Genomic DNA, 22718 nt, shown 5'->3' with positions numbered 1-22718 from the left:
AGATGTTTTTTGATTTTAGGATAGTATTAAACGAATCCGGTGCAATTACAATCTTCATATTTTCCCTCATTCTAAACAGTCAATCAAAGGAAGAACTTCTAAAAAATCCCTCTTGTCAACATGATTCGGTATTTCTTTTTTGAGTACTTCTTTGGCACAAAAAGCGATTCCTAGTCCCGCCGACTTCAACATCAATAAATCATTGGCCCCATCACCGATTGCAACCGTTCTTTCTTTAGGAAGTTTGAGTTTCTCTCTCCATTTTTCCAGAGTCTCTTTTTTGACCTGGGGACTGATAATTTGTCCAACTAATTTTCCTGTTAGAAGACCATCTTTGACTTCAAGTTGATTGGCAGAGAAATAGGCAATGCCAAGTGATTTTGCTAATCTCTCAACTATTGGTGTAAAGCCACCAGACACCAGACCAACTAGAATGCCATTCTGTTGGAGAATAGAGATGAATTCTTGGGCATTTGGCGTTAGATGAATAGAGTTGAAGACTGTATCAAAGACCGAAATAGGAAGGCCTTCCAACAAGGAAACTCTGTCTCGTAAACTGCTTTCAAAGTCCAACTCTCCTCGCATTGCTCGACTTGTAATCTGCGAAATTTCCTCCTCACGACCTACCTCTCTTCCCAACAAATCAATCACTTCTTCTAGGATTAAGGTTCCATCCACATCCATAACACACAATCCTTTTACTTGAGACATACCTTCTCCTCTCTAAACAGCCTAAAAATCGTATGAAGTCATCATACGATTTTATCTATTAATTAACTAAACTATGGTACAAGTCAAGATATGACTTGCAGGCTGTATCCCATGAGAAATCACACTCCATAGCTTGTTTTTGTAGATTTCTCCAAACATCAGGATGGTTTCTATACAAGTCCAAAGCTGTTTGGAAAGTCCAATTTAACCAATAAGGTGATAGATTGTCAAAGCTAAAGCCAGTACCGCTTCCTTCGATTGGATTAAAAGCGCGAACAGTATCTCGCAAGCCACCAACTTCATGGACCAATGGCAAGGTTCCATAACGCATAGCCATCATTTGAGACAAGCCACACGGTTCAAAACGACTCGGCATGAGGAAGAGGTCACAGGCAGCGTAGATTTCTTGAGCTAGTTTGACATCAAAAGTGATATTTGCTGATAGCTTGTCTGGGTAGATTTGAGCAAACCATGAGAAAGCTCCTTCAAAGGCTGGATCTCCAGTTCCCAAAAGAACAATCTGGACATCTTCCTGCAAGATATGGTGCAGACTTTCGACCACCACATCAAAACCTTTTTGACGTGTCAAACGAGAAACAATTCCCACCAGTGGAACGTCAGCTCTAACTGGCAAGGCAACTCTTTCTTGTAATTTTGCCTTGTTCTGAGCTTTTCCAGACAAATCTTCCTGATTAAAATGATAGTCTAAAAGAGCATCCGTCTGAGGATTATACAGGTCAGCATCAATCCCGTTCACGATACCAGACACCTTGCCAGACTCCATTCGAAGAATTTGATCCAAGTTACATCCGAACTGACTGGTCATAATTTCATGAGCATAGCTAGGTGAAACGGTTGAAACATGGTCAGCATAAAGAATACCAGCCTTCATCCAGTTCAGACAGTTGTTCCAGCGAAGGGTACCATCAGCATAACGTTCAAAGCCAACTCCAAACAAATCCCATAACATTCCTTCTGAAAATTGTCCTTGAAATTCCAAATTATGAATGGTTAAAACAGTTTTAATTCCTTGATAGGCTTGAATCCAACGGTATTTTTCCTTTAACAAGAACGGTATCATGGCTGTATGGTAGTCATGAACATGGAGAAGGTCAGGAATGAAGTCAATCCTTTCCATAGCCTCAATGGCAGCCAGTTGGAAGAAAGCGAAACGTTCCCCATCATCAAAATCACCGTAAACATGACCACGGAAGAAATAATATTGGCTGTCGATAAAGTAGAAAGTCACTCCGTTCAAAACTGTTTTCTTAATCCCACAGTACTGTCTGCGCCAACCAACACTCACCTCAAAATGAAGAACATCTTCAATCTGATTTCCAAATTTAGCCTCTACCATGTCATAGTAGGGTAAAATTACTGCAACTTCATGTCCCGCTTTTACCAGTGATTTAGGAAGAGCGCCAATGACGTCTCCCAGACCACCTGTTTTTGAAAAGGGTGCACCCTCTGCTGCTACAAATAAAATTTTCATGAATGAATATCCTCTGTTACTTTGCTACCTTTCTTAACGACAACTGGATGTTCTGCAGTTCCTCGAATCACAACACCAGGCTCAACTTCAACACCCTTGTCCAAGATAGCATATTCAACCTGAGCTCCTTCTCCAATAACAACACGAGGGAAGAGCAGGCTATCTTTAACCAAGCTATCCTTATGAACATGAATATTACGTGATAGAACAGAATTAGCAACTTGACCTTCAATGATACTACCAGACGCAAACTGAGAAGTGCTTACTTTAGATGTATTAGCATAGTAAGTTGGTTCTTCGTTCTTAACCTTTGTATAAATCTTTTGGTTTGGTGAGAAAAGAGAATAGAATTTTTGCGATTCAAGCATATCTTTATTAGCTTGGTAATAAGACTCTACAGAGTGAATATTGGCTAGATAGCCTGTGTATTCGTAGGCGAAAGCTCCCTCTTTTGCAGCCAAATCCCGTAAAACATAACGCAACTTCTCTGGATGTTCTTTTTTAGCTTCTTCTTCCAAGCGTTCAATCAACCAAGGTGTATCAACGACAAAGATATCTGTAGACATATTGAACGTTTCAGCTGTTGACTTGCTATCAAAGAGTTTATGAGAACGAACATGGTCTGTTTCATCCACTTCTAAGATTGCATTTACTTCTGAAATATCTTTCTTAGCTAGTTTTTTATAAACTACAGTGATAGGCCCTTTTGTTGTACTATGTAGATGGAAAACTTGGTTCAAATCAATGTTAATCAAAACATCACAGTTGAGTGAAACTGTTTGGTTTGACCCAGAACGTTTCAAATAAGTGAGAAGCTGTTGGTAGTATTCTTTTCCAACTGTGCTACTTTCTACACGGGTATTGTAAATTCCTAGATAGTAATGGCTAAGAAGGGTTGATAAGCCCCACTCGCGTCCTGAACGAATATGGTCAAAGACTGAGCTGATATTATCCTGCTGGAAAATACCAAAGACACTACGAACACCTGCATTAGCAAGGCTTGAAAGTGGGAAGTCAATCAAACGATATTTCCCACCAAATGGCAAACTTGCTACTGGACGGTGGTCTGTCAATGTCGACATATCGTGAAAACCAACTGTGTTTCCTAAAATGGCAGAATATTTATCAATCTTCATCTGTTGCTACCCCCACTACTTCATTATATCCTACAACTTGTACTTCATCTGTTCCATCAATTTCGACACCGTCAGAAATAATCGCACCTTCACCAATAATGGCACGTTTAATCTTAGCTCCTTGACCAATGATAGCTCCACTCATGATAACTGAATCAACAACTTCCGCTCCTTCGCGAACTTGCGCGCCTGTTGAAAGGATAGAATGTTTAACAGTTCCATCAACGAAACATCCGTCTACAACTAATGAGTCTTCCACATCAGCATTTGCTCCGAGGAAGTTTGGTGGTGAAATCAAGTTTCTTGAGTAAATCTTCCATTGACGGTTACGACTATCCAAGGCATTCTCTGGAGAAATGTACTCCATGTTCGCTTCCCAAAGAGACTCAATCGTACCAACATCTTTCCAGTAACCGCTAAATTCGTAAGCATAAACACTTTCACCTGACTCAAGGTAATTTGGAATGACATTTTTACCAAAATCTGACATATCTACATTGCTCTTTTCAGCAGCGACTAACATATTACGAAGGCGTTGCCAATCAAAAATGTAGATTCCCATAGAAGCTTTTGTAGATTTAGGTTGAGCTGGTTTTTCTTCAAATTCAACAATACGATTGTTAGCATCTGTGTTCATGATACCAAAACGGCTTGCTTCTTTAAGAGGGACGTCTAAAACGGCTACTGTCAAGCTGGCATTATTATCCTTATGAGACTGGAGCATATCATCATAGTCCATTTTGTAGATGTGGTCCCCAGACAAAATCAAGACATACTCAGGGTTGACACTGTCGATATAGTCGATATTTTGGTAAATAGCGTGACTAGTCCCTTCAAACCAACGATTTCCTTCACTGGCAGAATAAGGTTGAAGAATAGAAACACCAGAATTGATACCATCTAGTCCCCAGCTTGAACCGTTCCCAATATGATTGTTGAGAGCAAGAGGTTGATACTGTGTAATGACCCCAACATTATGAATCCCTGAGTTGGCACAGTTTGATAGGGCAAAGTCAATGATACGGTAGCGCCCACCAAATTGCACAGCTGGTTTTGCGATGCTTTGAGTGAGTTTACCGAGACGAGTTCCTTGCCCACCAGCAAGAATCAAAGCTAACATTTCATTCTTCATTTTCTACTCCTTTTTGGTTTTTATTTGTGACGGTTTTAGTAGATTTCAAGCGGCGTTTGATTTTCCATACACTAGCTCCCATAGCCGGTAGGGTAAAGGTTAAGGTCTGCTCATAATCTTTCCATAGTCCTTCTTGCGTTTGAACAGTTTGATTATGTTCTTTCCAAACGCCTCCCCACTCTTCTAGCTCAGTATTCCAGACTTCTTCGTAAATTCCTGCAACGGGTAGTCCGATTGTAAAATCTTTCCGTTCAACAGGTGCCATATTAAAGACGCAGACTAGCATTTCTCCCTTTTTACCCTTACGAATAAAGGAAAGAACACTCTGGTCTCGATTATCCGCATCAATGATTTCAATACCATCATAGCTGGTATCAATTTCCCACAGACAGCGGTTGTCTTTGTAAAACTGGTTTAGCTGAGAAGTGAAATACTTCATCTTAGCATTCATTGGGTCTTCTAGGTTAGACCATTCCAACTGTTCTTCAGATTTCCATTCTAGGAATTGACCATATTCGCTACCCATGAAGAGCAATTTCTTACCAGGGTGACAAATTTGGTACGTATAGAGATTGCGCAAGCCTGCGAATTGATTGTAACGATCTCCCCACATCTTATGCATCATACTCTTCTTGCCATGAACCACTTCATCGTGTGAAAATGGTAAGAGATAGTTTTCATTGAAAACATACATAAAGCTAAAAGTCACCAAATTAAAGTCATACTTACGGTAAATTGGGTCTTCTTCGTAGAAACGGAGGATATCATTCATCCAGCCCATGTTCCATTTGTAGTCAAATCCTAGACCACCAAGCTCTTTCATTCCTGTAATCTTGGTTGCAGACGAACTTTCTTCTGCAATCATCATCACATCTGGATATTCTAACTTAATAATCTCATTCAAGCGTTGAAGGAAATAATAACCTTCATAGTTGAGATTTCCCCCATCTTTATTAGGTGTCCATGGAGCATCATCATAGTCCAAATAAAGCATGTTGCTAACAGCATCCACACGAATACCATCCAAATGATAGACATCGATCCAATGCTTAATACAAGAAATTAAGAAGGACTGGACTTCATTTTTTCCAAGGTCAAAATTGAGAGCGCCCCAACCATAGTTATGAGCCTTATTATGGTCTTGGTATTCAAAAGTCGGTGTCCCATCATAATAGGCTAAGGCATCATCATTAATGGTGAAATGACCAGGTACCCAGTCTACGATAACCCCAATATTATGGATATGACACTCCTCGACAAAATCTTGAAACTCTTCAGGACGACCATAGGCATGCTCTAAAGCGAAGTAACCCATAAGCTGGTACCCCCAACTCAACCCCAAAGGGTGGGACATCAAGGGCATAAACTCAATATGAGTATAGTTCATTTCAACGAGATAAGGAATGAGTTCATCCTTGAGCTGGGAAAAACTATAAGGACTACCATCAGGATTTCTTTTCCATGAGCCAGCGTGAACTTCATAGATATTGACAGGACGTTCAGCAAAGCCCCAACGTTTTCTTCGTGCCAGCCAAAGTCCATCCCTCCATTTCTTCTCAGGAAGCTCTGTTACGATTGCCCCTGTTCCTGGACGAGCCTCATATCTGACAGCAAAAGGGTCAATTTTCATCAGTTGATGACCATTTTGACGTGTGACATGATATTTGTAAATATGCCCTTCTTGAGCCATGTTGGTAAAGACTTCCCAGACCCCAAAGTCATTTCTTACCATTGGAATCTGACCCTCAATCCAGTTGGTGAAATCCCCCACCAAGTGGACAGCCTGAGCATTGGGAGCCCAAACACGGAAAGTATAGCCATACTCTCCATTCACTTGCTCTTTATGTGCTCCTAGATAATGCTGAAGGTGAAAATTTTCTCCTGTCATAAAGGTGCGCAAAGCTTCTCTTTTATCCATAATACCTCCTCTTTCTCTGTAAGCGTTTTCTATAGATTTATTATACTACCTTTTTAGGGAAGATTCAAGTAAATTACTATACTTCTTTAAAATTATTTTGAAAATCTACAAAAAGTTCACTTTCTCGTTCAATTGTAAAGCAATATTTTTTCAAAAAAATGTGAAAACGCCTTTCTTTTCTCTACTATAATACCAAAAAGTTCGTATTTTTGCTACCAATATTATTTTTTTATAGCAAAAAATAAAACCAGGAAAACAATTTCCTGATTTTACACGTTTGATGAAAATATTTATCAAATTTTCTATACAAGTGAGTTATCAGCTAAGTTCTTTCTATTCGTTCACTTCCAATGATGTGTTAGAATAGCGAGATAGATGGTCTTTATAAAACACTCAAGACGGCTAGACTAATATCATCTAACACATTATCTTCTTTTGAACGACTATTAGTTACCAACATAGCTAAATTTCCTGCATTTTCAAATTGATAGGGTTCTGATTTAGCATTCACAACCACCAAGAGGTGTTCTTTCCCATGAACTTCATAGATAAGGCAGCCGCTATGTTCAATCGCAGAATGCACAAAGACATGATGGTAAATTTCATCATAGCTAGAGTAAGAAAAGGCACCAGTTTTTGTCTTCAATCGGATGACTTGACGGATAAACTCAATACTGTCTTGACGCTCATTGATCAAATCCCAGTTGACTTGGTTCACACTGTCAGGAGCATTATAGCTATTCATCGCACGCTCTCTATCATCATGGGTCAACTCACCATTCTCACCAGTCGCAACCAGTTTGGTCCGACCAAATTCTTGACCGATTTCCATAAAGGCCATCCCTTGCATGAGTAGGTTCATAGCTGTGGCTGTCTCGACCTTGCGCATGATTTGTTCTGAACTTTGGTTTGGATGAAGGGTTGCCAATAAATCGTGAAGATTGTAATTGTCATGGGCTTCCACATAGTTAAGCACCTGATTTGGATGTGTATAGGTTCCTAATTCACGACTTCCTAGGATTGCTTTGGCTAGAATTGGCTCTGTCGCAGCACCGCTGACAAAACCTGACTTGATAGCACCATAAACTTCTCCACCTTTGACAGCATCACGCTGATTGTCATTAAAGAAACCAATACTTGGCATTTCGTAGGCGTTGTCTTTCTTAGCCTTATCATAAGGTGCAAGACCTGTTCCCATGTCCCAACCTTCTCCATAGAGGATAATGTTAGGGTCGATTTCATCTAAGCTTTGACGAATCATCTGCATAGTCTTGACATCATGAATCCCCATTAAGTCAAAACGGAAGCCGTCAATATTGTATTCCTGAACCCAGTATAGAAGAGAATCAATCATATACTTGCGGAACATTTCGTGTTCACTGGCTGTTTCATTTCCAACGCCTGTTCCATTCTGGAAGGTACCGTCTGGATTCATACGATAATAGTAATCAGGGACAGTTGTTTGGAAAGGTGCATCAACAACTGAGAAGGTATGGTTATAGACCACATCCATAATAACACCAATACCCGCATCGTGGTAAGCTTGAACCATGGTCTTCAAATCACGAATAACCTGAGCTGGGTCGTCTGGATTAGTTGAAAAACTAGTTTCTGGCGCGTTATAGTTTTGTGGGTCATAACCCCAGTTGTAGGTTACATTCCCATCCTCATCGTATTCTTTGTGACGGTCTGCAATTGGTTGCAACTGAACATAATTGTAGCCCAGCTTCTTGATGTAATCAAAAGCAGTTGCTTGGCCGTACTGGTTAACTGTTCCAGTCTGTGCAGCACCTAAGAAAGTTCCTCGAAGATGTTCATCCACACCTGAGGTCGGTGATTTGGTCAAATCACGAATGTGCATTTCACAAATAACTGCCTTACATGGATTTGCCAAGCGCCAAGTAGCCTCTGAACCGTGCTTGACCTCGAAGTTTGCAACTTGCTTTTCTTCATGGCTCAGGATAGCTGAACGTTTGCCATCAGGACTGGTCGCGATGGTATAGGGATCGCGTGTCACTGTTTGGTGGTGAGGGAATTGGACTTGATACTGATAAGCCTTACCAGTCAAATCTTCCTCAACATCCAAACTCCAGACACCGATTGTATTGTCCTTGTGATTATAAGAGTAGCTATTGCCTCTCTCCATCTCAAAGGTCTTCCAAACAGGAGCATCATTAGCAGCTGATTCATAAACGACAACCTGCACTTCTGTCGCTGTTGGAGCCCAGAGAGCAAAACGAGCCTGATTGTCCTCTACACGGCAACCCAATTCCCCTTGGTAGCCCCAGTGGTGGTCGAAACTAGCGCTATTGATAGCCTTGTCAAAAGCAAAAGGATTTTGATTTTTATAGAAAGGACTTGCAATTGCAGGATTTTCAGAATAATAAATTCTATCATCGCCTTCCAAAATCCAGACCTCTGTTAAGAGGGGATAGTGATTAAAACGGATAGCATATTCTTTACTAGTTTGGCCTGTGTGAACCACAAAATTCAAGCTTTCTAAGGGATGAGCACTTGGGTGTTCAAAGCTAAATAAGGCTCCAAAATAATCTTCTTGGTAAGTTAGTAAATCAATTCGTTGATCCTTACTCTTTACAAAAGAGCAAGTGTCGTATTCACCATTCTTGCGATGGTAATGAATGCGCATAGGGTAGTTATACATTTTTATTTTTCCTTTTTACTTTTTAATTCGTTTCTATTTCACTAATAAATTCTTGACTAATCTCGTCTCGATTGACAAAAAATTCGATGTGATGATGGCAGACTTGAAGTTCAACTGGGGTATCTCCTCCATATTCCCCATCTAGGTTCAGCATAAATGGTTCTTGGTCATCTAAAACTTCTAAACGTAGTTTGCTAGTTTTAAGGTATTCGATATTGACGTCTGAGACATGCTGACCACCATTAATGGCCTGTATCAATAAGCCCAACATATCAAATAGCTTGTCTGTCTTGACCAAAATCAGAGTAAAATTACCATCGTCTAACTTGGTATCAGGCGCTAACTGCTCAAAACCTCCAATGGAATTGGTCAAGGCAACAAAAATCAAGGACACCTCTCCTTCAAAGACCCCCTGATCGTGTGTGATTCTCACTGGACGAACCTTGGTCTTAGGAAACATTTCAATGCCTTTAGCAACATAGGCAAAATAACCAAGACGCGTCTTGACTTCACTTGGAACACTGTAAGTCAATTCGGTTAAGGTTCCAGCAGCGGCAATATTAATAAAATATTTGTCGCCAAAAGCTCGTCCAATATCCATATGAATGGTCTCATTTTTAGCAATAATCTGAGCAGCCGCAACAGGATCACCCATTGGAATTTTTAGGGCACGCGCATAATCATTAGTCGTACCTGTTGGGATGATAGCAAGCCGAGGTCTCTTATCGAGCGAGGCAACCCCATTGACTACCTCATTAATTGTTCCATCACCACCTGCAGCAATAATCAAATCAAAACCAGCTTTGGCTGCTCTCTCAGCTTCTTTTTGTGCCGAAAGAGGTTCTGTAGTCGTTTGAAAGGCACTGGTTTCATAGCCAATATTTTCCAAAACATCCAGCACTTCTGCTATATTTTTCTTGATAATTTCCTGCCCTGAGGTTGGGTTATAAATTAAACGCGCACGTTTTCTTTCTTCTGTCATTGTTACAAACTTTCTAGCCAAGCTTCATCTCGAACTTCGATGCCAAATTCTTGTGCTTTTTGAAGTTTACTTCCAGCGTCTGCACCTGTCACAACGAGGTCGGTCTTTTTAGAAACACTGCCTGTTACCTTGGCACCCAGACTTTCGAGTTTACTTTTAGCTTCTGAGCGCTTGAACCGTTCCAATTTTCCAGTCAATACCACGGTCAAGCCTGACAAGGCCGCATTCGCAACTACTGTCTGACCTTTATAGTCCAGATTGACCCCAGCTTCTCTCAATTCTCTGAGGAGAATTTCAGAGCCTTCTGTAGCAAAGTAAGTCTGAAGACTCTTGGCAATCACACCACCCAAACTTTCAATACTAGCCACTTCCTCTGGATCTGCCTGAGCCAGATTTTCAATTGAATGAAAATGTTGAAGTAACAACTGACTGGCCTTGCTTCCGACATGGCGAATCCCTAGTCCAAACAAGAGTTTTTCAGCAGAGTTTTCCTTAGATGCTTGAATGGCTTGATACAGTTTAGCAGCGGACTTTTCCTTGATCCCCTCTAAAAGGAGGAAATCTTCTTCTTGCAAACGATAAATATCCGCCACATCCTTGACTAAATTAGCAGCAAAGAGTTTCTCAACAATAGATGGACCAAGGCCTGTAATATTCATAGCATCACGAGAAGCAAAGTGAATCAAGCCTTCCATGATTTGAGCAGGGCAACGCGGATTGATACAACGCAGGGCCACTTCATCTTCAAAGTGCAGCAAGTCAGAGTTACAACTTGGACAGTTTGTAGGGATATCCAGTTTCTCTTCAGAAACCCGTTTGGACTCTACTACACGTAAAACGGCAGGGATAATATCTCCAGCCTTATAAACGATAACCGTATCATCTTTTCGGATATCTTTTTCAGCAATATAATCCACATTGTGCAGAGTCGCACGGCTAACAGTTGTACCAGCTAGTTGTACTGGTGTTAGATTCGCAGTTGGGGTTACAACACCCGTACGGCCAACTGTCCAATCAACTGATAAGAGTTGAGCTTCTTTTTCTTCAGCTGGGAACTTGTAGGCTACTGCCCACTTTGGAGCTTTAACGGTAAAGCCAAGTTCTTCTTGGCCTGCTAGGTCGTTGACCTTGATTACCACTCCATCAATATCGTAAGGCAGATTTTCTCGTTCTTGTCCAACTTCTTGGATAAAATTCCAGATTTCATCCATGCTTTCAGCCAGAATTCGCTTAGGATTAACCACAAAACCTAGTTGTTCTAGGTGCTTCAAAACCTTTTCTTGACTATCACGAGTTGACGGGCTGGCTTCTTGATAGAGGAAGGTAGCAAGATTGCGCTTGGCAACTACTGCTGTATCCAACTGTCGCAGGGTGCCTGCTGCCGCATTACGAGGATTGGCAAATTCAGGCTCTCCATTTTCTTGTCGTGCTTGGTTGACCTGGTCAAAAGAAGCGCGTGGCATATAACATTCCCCACGAACTGTGATATCTAGTTCTTCTGGCAAAGTCAAAGGAATGTCCTTAACACGTTTGAGATTTTCTGTGATATTTTCTCCAATAGAACCGTCTCCACGTGTTGCACCAACAACTAAAATCCCCTTTTCATAAGTCAGCGAGATAGATAAGCCATCGATTTTCAGCTCACAAATATAGGTCGGATAAGCCACTTCCTTACGAACACGCGCATCAAAAGCTTCAAGCTCCTCACGTGAAAAAGCATCCTGCAAACTATAAAGAGGATACTGATGACTGTATTTTTCAAAACCATCTAAAATCTTGCCACCAACACGATGGGTCGGACTGTCTGCTAGCACTTGATCTGGATAGGCAGTTTCTAACTCAACCAACTCTCGGTAAAGGCGATCATACTCACTGTCTGAAACCGAGGGATTATCGCTGGTATAGTACTCAGCCGCATAGCGATTGAGCAAGGCGACTAACTCATTCATTCTTTTATTCATAAAACCATTTTACCATAAAACAAGCCCTCCTCACAAACGAGAAGGGCGGAAAAAACACTTAGTTTGGAATTATTTTTAAAACTCAAGCAACCTTATATAAATTTTTCAAAATGAGTTCGAACATAAATAAACGATATACAAGACAAGATGATAACACCACTTCCAATTATCAGGAAAGAAGAGAGATGTACACTTGGCAGGACTGTCATAAATCCTTTTGCAATAGGCATAAATAGAATAGCTAAGGTAAAAATTGTACTTAGTACTCTCCCAAGAAATTCGCTCTCAACCTTGGTTTGTACTTGAGTAAAAAAGTGAATATTAAAAATCGTCATAAACAATTCACAAACTAAATTTCCAGAAAAGGAAAGAAAAGTTGGAAGTGGTAATCCCATCATAAAAACTCCGACACCTGTCAAAGCCAGTAAAATCAAAAGATTATAAACATTAGCTTTAATTTTACTAGCTAGAAGAGCCCCAATGATGGAACCAATAGCCTCCATAGTTAAAATACTTGCATAGGCTCCTTCTGACCCGTAAAGCTGATTCGAAAAGGGAAGGAGAAATTCAAAAGCGGCAAAAAAGAAATTAACACTGGAAGCTACCAGCAAAAGGAAAAAAATTTCTTGCTGATGCCAGATATAGTGTAACCCATCCTTGATATCCGCAAAAATATCTTTCCCAGTAAAAGGTTTCTTATCTTGAACCATTGGTTCTTCTTTTGGAAGTAAGGCCACTAGAACAAATGCTATGAAAAAAGTCAGCGAGTCTAGCAGTAGCGTCATATGGAGACTTGCAAACTGTAAAACAAGGAAGGAAAGAACAGGAGAACTAACACCTACAATCTGCAAAACCAGCTCTAAGCGAGAGTTATAGATCACAATCTCATCTTTCTCCACCACTTCAGTTATGATAGCTTTATTGGCTGTACGAGAAAATGCAAAAGCAATAGCCTGAACAATATTGGCAACAATCAAAGCTCCAATCATCCAGCTGTCATTTCTTATAAAAGAAATAGCCAGACAAAGAATCCCACAAACAAGGTCCGTCGTCATTAAAATCTTACGACGAGAAAAACGGTCTGAAATGACTCCGCCAAATGGGTTGACGAGAATGGATGTGACGAGTTCAGAAATCTGATACATTCCTAAAACTGTCTGTCCCATAGTTCCCATGGAAGCCAACCAGACACTATTTCCATAATCATAGAGCATATTCCCTATCTTGTTAACAGCTCCACGACTAATCAACTGTACTGCATAGCGATTCATATAAAAACTCCTCTCAAATTTTGAAACTATTGTATCAAAACTGAAAGGAGCTTTTTATTTTTCCCTTATTTGGGAAAATTAACTTTTGACAAATTTTTCGTAGTGTTCCTGGTAGTAGGCTACTTGCTCTGGAAGACCTAACACATCAAAAATATGCATGGCCTCTTGCATCTGCTTATAACCTTCTTTACACTTTCCTTTTTGATATAAGGCAAAACCTTTTAAATAATGGAAAATATTACGCTCATAAAGCTTAATACCTTTACCAATAATCTTCTCTGTATAAGCCTCAAAATAGCTAGCGTTATCAAAAGAAAGATGCTCTAAACAATGCTGGTAACAATTAAGGGCTAAAATCAACACTAATCTCTTATGGCGACCAATCTCTTGGTAAAATTCCTCCCTCTCCATAACTTCTCTACCAATCCGAGTGACATAGTCCACATCGTAGAAACTATAGAGGTTACCGAAAAGAATCAACTCATACATAGTCCATTCTTCTGTTTTGAAGAGATAATCTGCTACCTTATCCAAATCATCCTGCTTCATATCATAACTCGAATCTCTTTGACAAATCAGACCCTGTAACAAAATCCAGTTCAGATCAAAATAAAGGGGAGTCGTCGAACTCTTAGCCTTTTCAAGTTGTTCTTCTTGAAGCTTTTGAAAACCTGCAATATCATTTGAGTAGTAAAGTGGGATAATCTGTGCCATCATAGCAACATGTTCATGATTTTGAAAATCCCTAGCCTTGTCCATGAAATTTTCAATGGTCACATGAATATTATCCAAAATTTCAAAAAAACGTGAGACTGCTAGGTCAGATTCCCCAAGCTCAAAGCGAGATAACTGAGAGGTTGAACAGGACTCGCCTGCTGCTTCCTTTAAAGAATAATTTCCACTTGTTCGAAATTCACGAAATACTTTTCCAAGATGTTCCATTTTTACACCTGCTCTGATAATTCTTCCCACTCAAGCATAGCTTCTTCCTGACGATGGCTGATTTTGTCCAGCTCAGCCTGCAATTCCATCAGTTTGTCGGCATCGTTTGTTTCCAACATTTGTTCAGAAATGGCTTGGCTTTGACTTTCTAGCTCTTCAATTTCAGCTTCTAGACTTTCGATTTGTCGCATGAGCTTACGAACTTCTTTTTGACTTTCTTTCTGAGCTTGATAGTCATTAACTGGGCTTGCTTCTTTTGCTTGATTGCTGGTTGAAGCTTCCTCTGTCAGACCGACTTCCATTTCAGCCTTTTTATCGACATAATAATCGTAATCTCCCAAGTAAAGAGTCGAGCCATTCTCAGACAATTCCAGTACATGAGTTGCCACACGATTGATAAAGTAACGGTCATGGCTGACGAAGAGAAGAGTTCCATCGAAGTCAATCAAGGCATTTTCCAACACTTCCTTGCTATCAATATCCAAGTGGTTGGTCGGTTCATCCAGAATCAAGAAGTTGTTGTTTTCCATAGACAATTTAGCCAAAAGCAAACGAGCTTTCTCGCCACCTGACAGCATGCCGACTGATTTTTTAACATCATCACCAGAGAAAAGGAAGGCACCGAGACGATTACGGATTTCAACTTCCGGTGTCAGTTTAAAATCATTCCAGAGTTCATCTAGTACAGTATTGCTTGGTGTCAGCTTGCTTTGGGTTTGGTCATAGTAACCAACCTCAACATTAGCGCCAAAGCGCTTTTCTCCCTTGATAAACGGAATTTGATCCACGATTGATTTGATAAAGGTTGATTTTCCGATACCATTGGGACCAACGATAGCAACAGCATTCATTTTACGAAGGTCTAGGTTGATAGGTTGTGACAAGACTTCCCCGTCATAGCCAATAGCCGCATTTTCAACAGTCAATACAACATTACCAGAGTTTTTTTCCGACTGGAAGGTCATATTGGCTGCTTTCTTGCCAGCTTCAGGTTTATCCAAACGTTCCATTTTTTCCAGTTGTTTACGTCGAGATTGGGCACGTTTGGTCGTTGAAGCTCGGACTAGATTGCGATTGACAAAGTCTTCCAGAGCCGCAATCTCCTTCTGTTGCTTTTCATAATTTTTTGCCTCAGTAGCTAGCTTTTGCTCCTTCAACTCGACAAAACGAGAGTAATTACCCACATAGCGATCCAAGGAATGCTTGGTCAAATCTAGCGTAATTGTCGCAACCTTGTCTAAGAAATAACGGTCGTGGCTAACAATAATGAGGGCACCGCTATAGTTTACCAAGTAATTCTCTAGCCAGGCGATGGTTTCAATATCCAAGTGGTTAGTTGGCTCGTCCAAGACCAAGAGATTGGGCTTTTCAAGGAGCATTTTAGCTAGAGCCAAACGAGTATTTTGACCACCTGAAAGTTCAGCTATTTTCATCTGCCACGTAGACTCGTCAAACTTGAATCCATTCAAAATCGCTCGAATATCAGCTTCATAAGTGAAACCACCTGCTTGGCGAAAATTCTCAGATAAGCGGTCGTAATCTGACATCAGTTTATCCAAATCCTCACCAGACTTTTCACCCATCTCCAGCTCCATCTGACGCAGTTGTTTCTCAGTCCGACGCAAATCATCAAAGACATGAAGCATTTCATCGTAGATAGTGTTTTCAGATTCAAAACGGCTATCTTGGGCTAGGTAAGACAGAGAAATATCTTTTTTCTTATTGATTTCTCCGCTAGTTAGCTCCTCTTCTCCAACTAAAATCTTCAAAAGAGTAGACTTACCTGCACCATTTTTCCCAACAAGGGCAATCCGATCTCGTTCATCAACTTGCAGGTTGATATTATCGAAAAGAACCTCTCCTGCAAAAGAACGTTCAATTTTATTAGCTTGTAAAATAATCATACAAGTAGTATAGCATGTTTCCCTAAGGCATTCAAGATAATGGTAAGTATTTTAGCGAAGGGTTTGTAACATAAAGTAAATTATGTAAAATTTATGTTAGATTCCTTCGCTATCTTGTTGGACTTTCTAACCAGCTAATCTTGCTTCAAATAGTTATCGCACAAGTCTATTATTTAATTCTTTTCATTATATACGTACGTATAGCAAATTGAAATAAGATGAGAACAAATCGATTGGGAAAGTAAAATTAATTTCTATAAATGTTTTAGCAATTGTTTCGTACTATTTTAGATTCAGTCTACTATATATACAATATTTTCGGAACATTCAACTTTTTAACTCTATTTATTACTAGATTTCATAATTAAAAAGCCTACTGACCAAGTTAGAAAGCTTGATACAATAGGCTTTTTGAAGGCTGATTATTTAACAGCGTCTTTAAGAGCTTTACCAGCTTTGAATGCTGGAACTTTAGAAGCTGCAATTGTCATTTCTTTACCAGTTTGTGGGTTGCGACCTTTACGTTCTGCACGCTCACGAACTTCAAAGTTACCAAAACCGATCAATTGAACTTTTTCACCAGCTGCAAGATAGTCAGCTACTGCTGCAAATACAGCTTCAACTGCTGCTGCTGAGTCTTTCTTAGTCAATTCTGTAGCTTCTGCTACTTTAGCGATCAAATCTTGTTTGTTTGCCATGTTAACGATTCCTCCAAATAATTTCTAATTAACAAATATAATCATATCCTAAAATCCCTTTTAGGTCAAGTTAAAAACGCTATTTCTTCCCATTTTCTTTATTTTTTTAGGAGTGGTAACGTACCAAAATAGCCCAAGCATTCTCACCTGTGTGCGTTTGAATAATGGAACCCGTTTCCAAAACAGAAATTGGCTTTTCAACATAAGCTTGTAAGCTTTCTTTCATCTCTTTTGCCCAATCATCACTACCAGAATATGAAATTCCAATCTCTGCTACAGAACGTTCAGAAAGCGATGTTATCAACTCATCTAACCATTTTTTAAAAGTTTTAGCTCCACGACCTTTAACCATTGGCTGCAATTCATGGTCTTTCATTTGCATGACAACACGAATATTGAGAAGTGAGCTCAACAATCCAGTTACACGGCCAATTCGTCCACCTTTGACAAGATTTTCCAAAGTTGAAACGCCAATATAAAGTTCTGTGTTGTTTTTAACCTCTTCTACATGAGATAAAATTGTCTCCATGTCTTTGCCTTCTTGTGCTAACTTCGCAGCCTCAACAACTTGGAATTTCAGGGCTTGGTCAGTGAAGGAACTATCAACAACAGTCACGTCGGCAGTAGATAGGCTAGCACCTTGACGCGCTGCTTCTACAGTACCAGAAAGGGCATGGGACATATGAATAGCAAGAATCTGGCTACCATCCTTGCATAGGTCTTCAAAAACTTCAGCGAAGACACCTACAGGTGGCTGACTTGTTTTCGGAAGATTCTTAGCTTCTTGCATCAAGTGAAGAAATTTACCTTCTTCTTTCAAATCAGCATCAGAATAAACAACATTATCAATCATTACAGATAATGGAACAATTGTAATATCTAATTGCTTTACTAGTTCTGGTTCAATAGTAACAGATGAATCGGTTACAATCTTAATTTTTGTCATAGTATCAATCTTTCTATTTTAGGATTCAGATTGGTTTCCTTGCTTCTAATTATATCAAAAAAAAGATTAAAAATCCTAATGGAGTCAATCAAATTTTCTGTAAAATTTGATATAATCAACTTATAAGAAAAGAGGTGTCCTATGATTAAAAAAATTTACCCCATTTTTACCATTTTACTAGGTGCTGCTATTTATGCTTTTGGACTGACTTATTTTGTAGTTCCCCATCATCTCTTTGAAGGAGGGGCGACAGGCATTACCCTCATCACCTTTTATCTTTTTAAAATCCCTGTTTCCCTCATGAACCTGCTGATTAATATTCCCCTTTTCATCCTAGCTTGGAAGATTTTTGGAGCCAAATCCCTCTATTCTAGTTTACTAGGAACCTTAGCTTTGTCCGCCTGGTTAGCTTTTTTTGAGCATATTCCCCTTCATATTGATCTTCAAGGTGATTTACTAATCACAGCCCTTATAGCGGGAATCCTATTAGGAATTGGCCTTGGAATTATTTTTAATGCTGGAGGTACAACTGGCGGAACTGATATTCTAGCTCGTATTCTCAACAAATACACTCATATATCCATAGGAAAACTGATCTTTATCTTAGATTTTTGTATTCTCATGCTCATTCTCCTAATCTTCAAGGATTTGAGATTGGTTTCCTACACGCTTTTGTTTGATTTTATTGTTTCTCGTGTTATTGATTTGATTGGTGAAGGAGGATATGCCGGCAAAGGCTTTATGATTATCACAAAACGTCCTGACCAACTTGCTAAGGCAATTAATGATGACCTCGGAAGAGGTGTTACTTTTATTTCTGGTCAAGGCTACTATAGTAAAGAAAATTTGAAAATCATCTACTGTATTGTCGGTAGAAATGAGATTGTGAAAATGAAAGAAATGATTCATCGAATCGATCCTCAAGCCTTTATAACCATTACAGAAGCCCATGAAATCCTAGGAGAAGGATTCACCTTTGAAAAAGAATAAAAAGAGGTAGTGTAGTGATCTCAAAAGTTAGACTAAATCATCTATCTTTTGGGTTACAGACAACCTCTTTTTTGTTTTATTTACTCAAGCTCTTAAGACCAATTCCGAGTTACTTCTTCATCAGCCTTTAACTGATCCACTAATTGGTCAACTGAGTCAAATTTGGTCATATCTCGAATGCGATCAAGCCAATAAACCATGACGGTTTCCCCATAAATATCTTGATTAAAATCAAAAATATTGACTTCAAAACGTGCTTCTTCTCCATCAAAGGTCACATTTTTCCCGACACTAGCCATAGCACGATACTTCTGTCTTTGAATCTCAACATCAACGACATAAACGCCATCTGCTGGCATATAAGTACGGTCTAAAAGCACTAAATTCGCTGTCGGATAACCAATTGTACGACCACGAGCATTACCATGAACCACCATACCTCTTGATGGAAGCGGTGCCCCCAAAAGTTTTCCTGCTTCTTTCACATTTCCATCTAAAATAGCTTGACGGATACGAGTTGAACTAATCTTTCCTTTCTCATCTTCTACAGGTGGAACAATGATAACTTCTCCATCAAAGTAATCCTTTAAATCTTCTGCTGTTTTTTTGTCAGAACCAAATGTATAATCAAAACCTGCAACAATAATTTTGGCATTCATAGCCTTGATATAAGTTGCAAAAAATTCTTCTGCCGTGAGACTAGCGAATTGACTACTAAAATCAAGGAGATATAATTCTTCTACACCTTCGCGCTTTAATTTTCTTTCACGTTCAGCAGGGTTCAAAATATGCAAAAACAAATCTGGATGATAAGGCTCTAAAGCGATCTTTGGAGATTCATTAAAGGTCATAACGACGATAGGCAATAAATCCTTTCTCGCAGCCTTGTTGGCAACACGAAATAATTCTTGATGCCCCTTATGTATGCCATCAAAATAGCCGAGAACAACGACTGAATCAGATGGTGTGCCAATATCTTTTTGGTTTTTTATAGGAATAGTAATAATCATAAAATAATTATATCATAGCGATAGCTATTTCTGGAACAGAAAATCTGAAATGTCGTTTTTTTCACCTGAAGTGTAGCTGTTTTCAAAAAGCACTTCACTCTATCGTTGCTTAACTATGAACTTTGCAATATTCTTCTCAAAAACTTGTAGGACATCTTCAAAAGTTTGAAAGGAGTGATTAGACTTGTTCGGTAACCATAAAGTGTCATACTATGCTTATGTATGAAAAAGCAATGCAACTAACTCCTGAGAACTTTAAATTACTAATTGGTGCCGAAAAGGTAGAATTTAGAATCGAGGTACACCTATGGCTGTAAAATTTACAAAATGAGACAACTTGGGCAAGATGTTTGAAGAATTTCCTAAACTCCCTGATTTGAAGCAAGTCACTTTCCCTGATGACAAAGAAAAAGCCAAAGCAGCAAAGAAAAACTAGATGACTGCTTTCCAACAACTCCCATCTAATGTGCTTCAGACTGGGTTATTTTTCTCTCCATCTGTTATCTTGGATTCTCGCTAAAGAATATCTTTTTCCTTATCAGAAGGAACGGCTCAAGCCATTCAGACAAGTGAAGGGATGACAAGCCAATATTTGAAACCAGATACCAGTTCTTATTTCATTTTACTATATTAAAAAGTATGGGTACCAAACAAAAAACAGGCTCTCCGAAAACTCGGAAAGCCTTATTTAATGCTACTTCTAGCTTCCTCGCCTTTACAGTTCAAGGCGAGGGATAAAAAGGTTCACTGAACCTTTTTATTTAGCGATTGGGTAAACAGAAACTTGTTTTTTATCGCGTCCTTTACGTTCAAAGCGTACTACGCCTTCAACTTTAGCGAACAAAGTATCGTCTCCGCCACGACCAACGTTTACACCTGGATAGATGTGTGTACCACGTTGACGGTAAAGGATTGATCCACCTGTTACAGTTTGTCCGTCAGCTGCTTTAGCTCCAAGACGTTTTGCTTGTGAATCACGTCCGTTTGATGTAGAACCTCCACCTTTTTTGTGGGCGAAAAGTTGCAAGTTGTTAAGAGTCATTTTTAACATAATGTTTTCCTCCGTGTTAGTTTTCTGTGATAACTCTGGTTTGGACGAACTCAGACGAGTTCTCCGATAAGTTTGCCATACCTAAGAAAAATGATTCAAAGAATAACTGGGTCATTTCTCTCTGGTGTGAAGGAAGATCTTTTGGAATTTCAACCATCAGATAACCACCTTCATCTTCGTTTAATTCTAGGATTGGTTCATAGCCTGCAAATTTCTCAATAGAATTGATAAAGTTAATGGCAAGCGTAGAAACCGATGCACACACGACATCTAAGCCGCATTCGCCACTCTCGGCGTGTCCAGTAATTTCCGCATTCCTCAGCTCGCCATCTTCGGCTCTCTCAAAGACTGCTTGTATCATGTGTTCTCCTTAAAATTAAGCGTTGATTGCGTTGATGACAACTTTAGTATATGGTTGACGGTGACCTTGTTTACGGTGGCTACCTTTTTTAGGTTTGTACTTGTAAGTAACCACTTTCTTTTGTTTTCCTTGTTTTTCAACAGTTCCAACCACAGTAGCTCCAGCAACAAGTGGAGTTCCGACAACAGTGTTTTCACCACCAACAAGAACAACTTCGTTAAAAGTAACTTCTTGACCAGCTTCAACGTTCAATTTTTCAACGTAAACTGCTTGACCAACTTCAACTTTAACTTGTTTTCCGCCAGTTTTGATAATTGCGTATGTGCTCATTATGCACCTCCTATGATTTTTATGGGTTTCCCCGACTTTTTGTGAAGACTCGCCTAGCATCGTGGGACGAACCACTTAAAAGAAGAGCTCTATGTAGAACAAAGTTTAAATTTGTTCTACGACGAGCAACGATGTTCGTGCGGTTGCACAGGATTGTGCATAGTCAACTCTCTAAGTATAGCATATCTCCTATTTTCTTACAAGTAATAACACCTAAAATCAAGCTTTTTCTTTTACTTTTTTCCGCCACGAGGCAAAAAGCATGCTGATATAAAAAATGCTCATCATAATAGGAACACCAAGAATGGTCTTTTCATGATAGAAAATCGTCAAATAGGCTGAAAAGACAACGCCAAGGATAAAACTACTAAGCAGGCTAACAAATATGAACCCTTCACGCAAAAAAGGAGTGTGCTTAGTTCGGAAATAATTTCCAAAAGCTAGCATTGTTCGTTTGATATTCCCTGTCATAAAGGCATTATTATAAGCAATACCCGAAACCTCACCAAAGGCAGTTGTCACCAGTCCCATACAGAAGGCCAAGGGCGGCACTAGATAGATATTATCTACAGTTTGTGGCACAAAACCAATAATGATTGATAAGATTACCAAAGGAATCAGTGACAGAATTGGCTTTTTCACAATTCTCAATTTTTCCCTATAAATGGTTAGTAAAAAAACTCCCAGCATAAACGCTATTAAGGTTAAAAGCTTATCCCTAACATCCGAAACATTATTCTGTATTAGCTCTACCGAAAGAAAGACAACATTTCCAGTTTGTCCAGCTACAAGGGTATTCCCGCGAACAATAAAAGTGTAAGCATCCACATATCCAGCACAAAACGTCAAAAAAAGTGCTAACCTTTTAGACTGACGTGATATTTTTCTTATAGGTAATAACCTCATTTTCCCTCCCATTGTATTTTCTCTTAGAAATATTGTACCATTTTCTTTCTAAAAAATCGTAGGCTACCATTTAGATTTTACTATTAGCATAAAAATAATAATAGACAACTATTTATCCGAAAATAGATAGAGGTAGCATGTTTGTAGACAAAGCATACAAACCTTTAGTAAAATCATTTCCATGAAACTAGAATAGAGCCCCTCTTAACAAAAATAATTATTTTAATTTATTTCTAATCACTCCTTGATATAAATAACTCTCACCAATAAAAGACTATGTCTTAAAAAAATGGTATACTCCCGACTTTATCACTT

General features: G+C 39.3%; 19 protein-coding genes, 1 pseudogene and 1 other annotated feature. Of the genes and pseudogenes, 2 read left to right on the top strand and 18 right to left on the bottom strand.

The features are described 5' to 3' along the window. Positions 1 to 66: 66 nt before the first annotated feature. The 13 genes from serB to HT678_RS08700 form a co-directional block, all read right to left on the bottom strand. Positions 67 to 711 carry a phosphoserine phosphatase SerB gene (gene serB, locus HT678_RS08760; protein ID WP_000084502.1) on the bottom strand — a complete coding sequence of 215 codons (645 nt, stop codon included), beginning with the start codon at positions 709 to 711 and terminating at the stop codon, positions 67 to 69. Positions 712 to 769: 58 nt separating this feature from the next. Continuing rightward, the gene (gene glgA / locus HT678_RS08755) at positions 770 to 2203 is read right to left on the bottom strand and encodes a glycogen synthase GlgA (RefSeq protein WP_172924852.1); all 1434 of its coding nucleotides are present in this window, start codon (positions 2201 to 2203) and stop codon (positions 770 to 772) included. Then, positions 2200 to 3339, bottom strand: coding sequence for a glucose-1-phosphate adenylyltransferase subunit GlgD (glgD, locus tag HT678_RS08750; protein ID WP_000687041.1), 1140 nt, complete (start codon positions 3337 to 3339; stop codon positions 2200 to 2202). The genes glgA and glgD overlap by 4 nt, the downstream gene beginning before the upstream one ends. Beyond that, positions 3329 to 4471, bottom strand: a complete 1143-nt coding sequence (locus HT678_RS08745) for a glucose-1-phosphate adenylyltransferase (RefSeq protein WP_000787253.1) — start codon at positions 4469 to 4471, stop codon at positions 3329 to 3331. Before HT678_RS08745 ends, glgD begins: the two co-directional genes overlap by 11 nt. Beyond that, on the bottom strand, positions 4461 to 6389 hold the full coding sequence (gene glgB / locus HT678_RS08740) for a 1,4-alpha-glucan branching protein GlgB (RefSeq protein ID WP_000361115.1): 1929 nt from the start codon (positions 6387 to 6389) through the stop codon (positions 4461 to 4463). Before glgB ends, HT678_RS08745 begins: the two co-directional genes overlap by 11 nt. Before the next feature lie 382 nt (positions 6390 to 6771). Beyond that, entirely contained in the window at positions 6772 to 9051 is a 2280-nt protein-coding gene (pulA, locus tag HT678_RS08735) for a type I pullulanase (RefSeq protein WP_101514379.1), read from the bottom strand. A 22-nt stretch (positions 9052 to 9073) separates the two neighbouring features. Further along, positions 9074 to 10033 carry a diacylglycerol kinase family lipid kinase gene (locus HT678_RS08730; RefSeq protein WP_000134183.1) on the bottom strand — a complete coding sequence of 320 codons (960 nt, stop codon included), beginning with the start codon at positions 10031 to 10033 and terminating at the stop codon, positions 9074 to 9076. Between the two features lie 2 nt (positions 10034 to 10035). Next, positions 10036 to 11994: an NAD-dependent DNA ligase LigA gene (ligA, locus tag HT678_RS08725; protein ID WP_050254418.1), complete on the bottom strand. Its 1959-nt coding sequence runs from the start codon at positions 11992 to 11994 to the stop codon at positions 10036 to 10038. Positions 11995 to 12086: 92 nt separating this feature from the next. Beyond that, entirely contained in the window at positions 12087 to 13265 is a 1179-nt protein-coding gene (locus HT678_RS08720) for an MFS transporter (protein WP_166736494.1), read from the bottom strand. Between the two features lie 78 nt (positions 13266 to 13343). Further along, entirely contained in the window at positions 13344 to 14207 is an 864-nt protein-coding gene (locus HT678_RS08715) for a MutR family transcriptional regulator (RefSeq protein WP_166736495.1), read from the bottom strand. Positions 14208 to 14209: 2 nt separating this feature from the next. Next, the gene (locus HT678_RS08710; RefSeq protein ID WP_023938718.1) at positions 14210 to 16111 is read right to left on the bottom strand and encodes an ABC-F family ATP-binding cassette domain-containing protein; all 1902 of its coding nucleotides are present in this window, start codon (positions 16109 to 16111) and stop codon (positions 14210 to 14212) included. A gap of 422 nt (positions 16112 to 16533) precedes the next feature. Beyond that, entirely contained in the window at positions 16534 to 16809 is a 276-nt protein-coding gene (locus HT678_RS08705; protein WP_001284639.1) for an HU family DNA-binding protein, read from the bottom strand. A gap of 106 nt (positions 16810 to 16915) precedes the next feature. Then, a complete protein-coding gene (locus HT678_RS08700) occupies positions 16916 to 17755 on the bottom strand; it encodes a DegV family protein (protein WP_023938721.1) in 840 nt (279 codons plus the stop codon). Positions 17756 to 17896: 141 nt separating this feature from the next. On the opposite strand from HT678_RS08700, the gene HT678_RS08695 reads away from it, so the two are divergent. Beyond that, entirely contained in the window at positions 17897 to 18745 is an 849-nt protein-coding gene (locus HT678_RS08695) for a YitT family protein (RefSeq protein ID WP_172924850.1), read from the top strand. A gap of 92 nt (positions 18746 to 18837) precedes the next feature. On the opposite strand, the gene HT678_RS08690 is transcribed toward HT678_RS08695, so the two are convergent. After that, a complete protein-coding gene (locus HT678_RS08690; RefSeq protein WP_138702243.1) occupies positions 18838 to 19755 on the bottom strand; it encodes a bifunctional riboflavin kinase/FAD synthetase in 918 nt (305 codons plus the stop codon). A 478-nt stretch (positions 19756 to 20233) separates the two neighbouring features. Here HT678_RS08690 and HT678_RS08685 point away from each other — a divergent pair. Next, positions 20234 to 20374 (top strand): annotated as a pseudogene (locus HT678_RS08685) (TIGR03943 family protein); the annotation flags it as partial. A gap of 138 nt (positions 20375 to 20512) precedes the next feature. Here the strand turns inward: HT678_RS08685 and rpmA are convergent. The 4 genes from rpmA to HT678_RS08665 form a co-directional block, all read right to left on the bottom strand. After that, a complete protein-coding gene (gene rpmA / locus HT678_RS08680) occupies positions 20513 to 20806 on the bottom strand; it encodes a 50S ribosomal protein L27 (protein WP_000916509.1) in 294 nt (97 codons plus the stop codon). A 16-nt stretch (positions 20807 to 20822) separates the two neighbouring features. Further along, on the bottom strand, positions 20823 to 21167 hold the full coding sequence (locus HT678_RS08675) for a ribosomal-processing cysteine protease Prp (RefSeq protein WP_000613692.1): 345 nt from the start codon (positions 21165 to 21167) through the stop codon (positions 20823 to 20825). A 15-nt stretch (positions 21168 to 21182) separates the two neighbouring features. Then, positions 21183 to 21497 (bottom strand): 50S ribosomal protein L21, encoded by a 315-nt coding sequence (gene rplU, locus HT678_RS08670; protein ID WP_000109141.1) that lies wholly within the window; start codon positions 21495 to 21497, stop codon positions 21183 to 21185. Positions 21498 to 21532: 35 nt separating this feature from the next. Continuing rightward, positions 21533 to 21652 (bottom strand) — a sequence feature (ribosomal protein L21 leader region). A 64-nt stretch (positions 21653 to 21716) separates the two neighbouring features. Next, a complete protein-coding gene (locus HT678_RS08665) occupies positions 21717 to 22415 on the bottom strand; it encodes a YoaK family protein (protein ID WP_023933523.1) in 699 nt (232 codons plus the stop codon). Between the last annotated feature and the right edge of the window lie 303 nt (positions 22416 to 22718).

The sequence above is a fragment of the Streptococcus sp. 3167 genome (assembly GCF_013277175.1).
GTDB classification, from domain to species: domain Bacteria; phylum Bacillota; class Bacilli; order Lactobacillales; family Streptococcaceae; genus Streptococcus; species Streptococcus pseudopneumoniae.
Note: the sequence above shows the minus strand (reverse complement) of the source record. Positions and strands in the feature narration are given on the sequence as shown.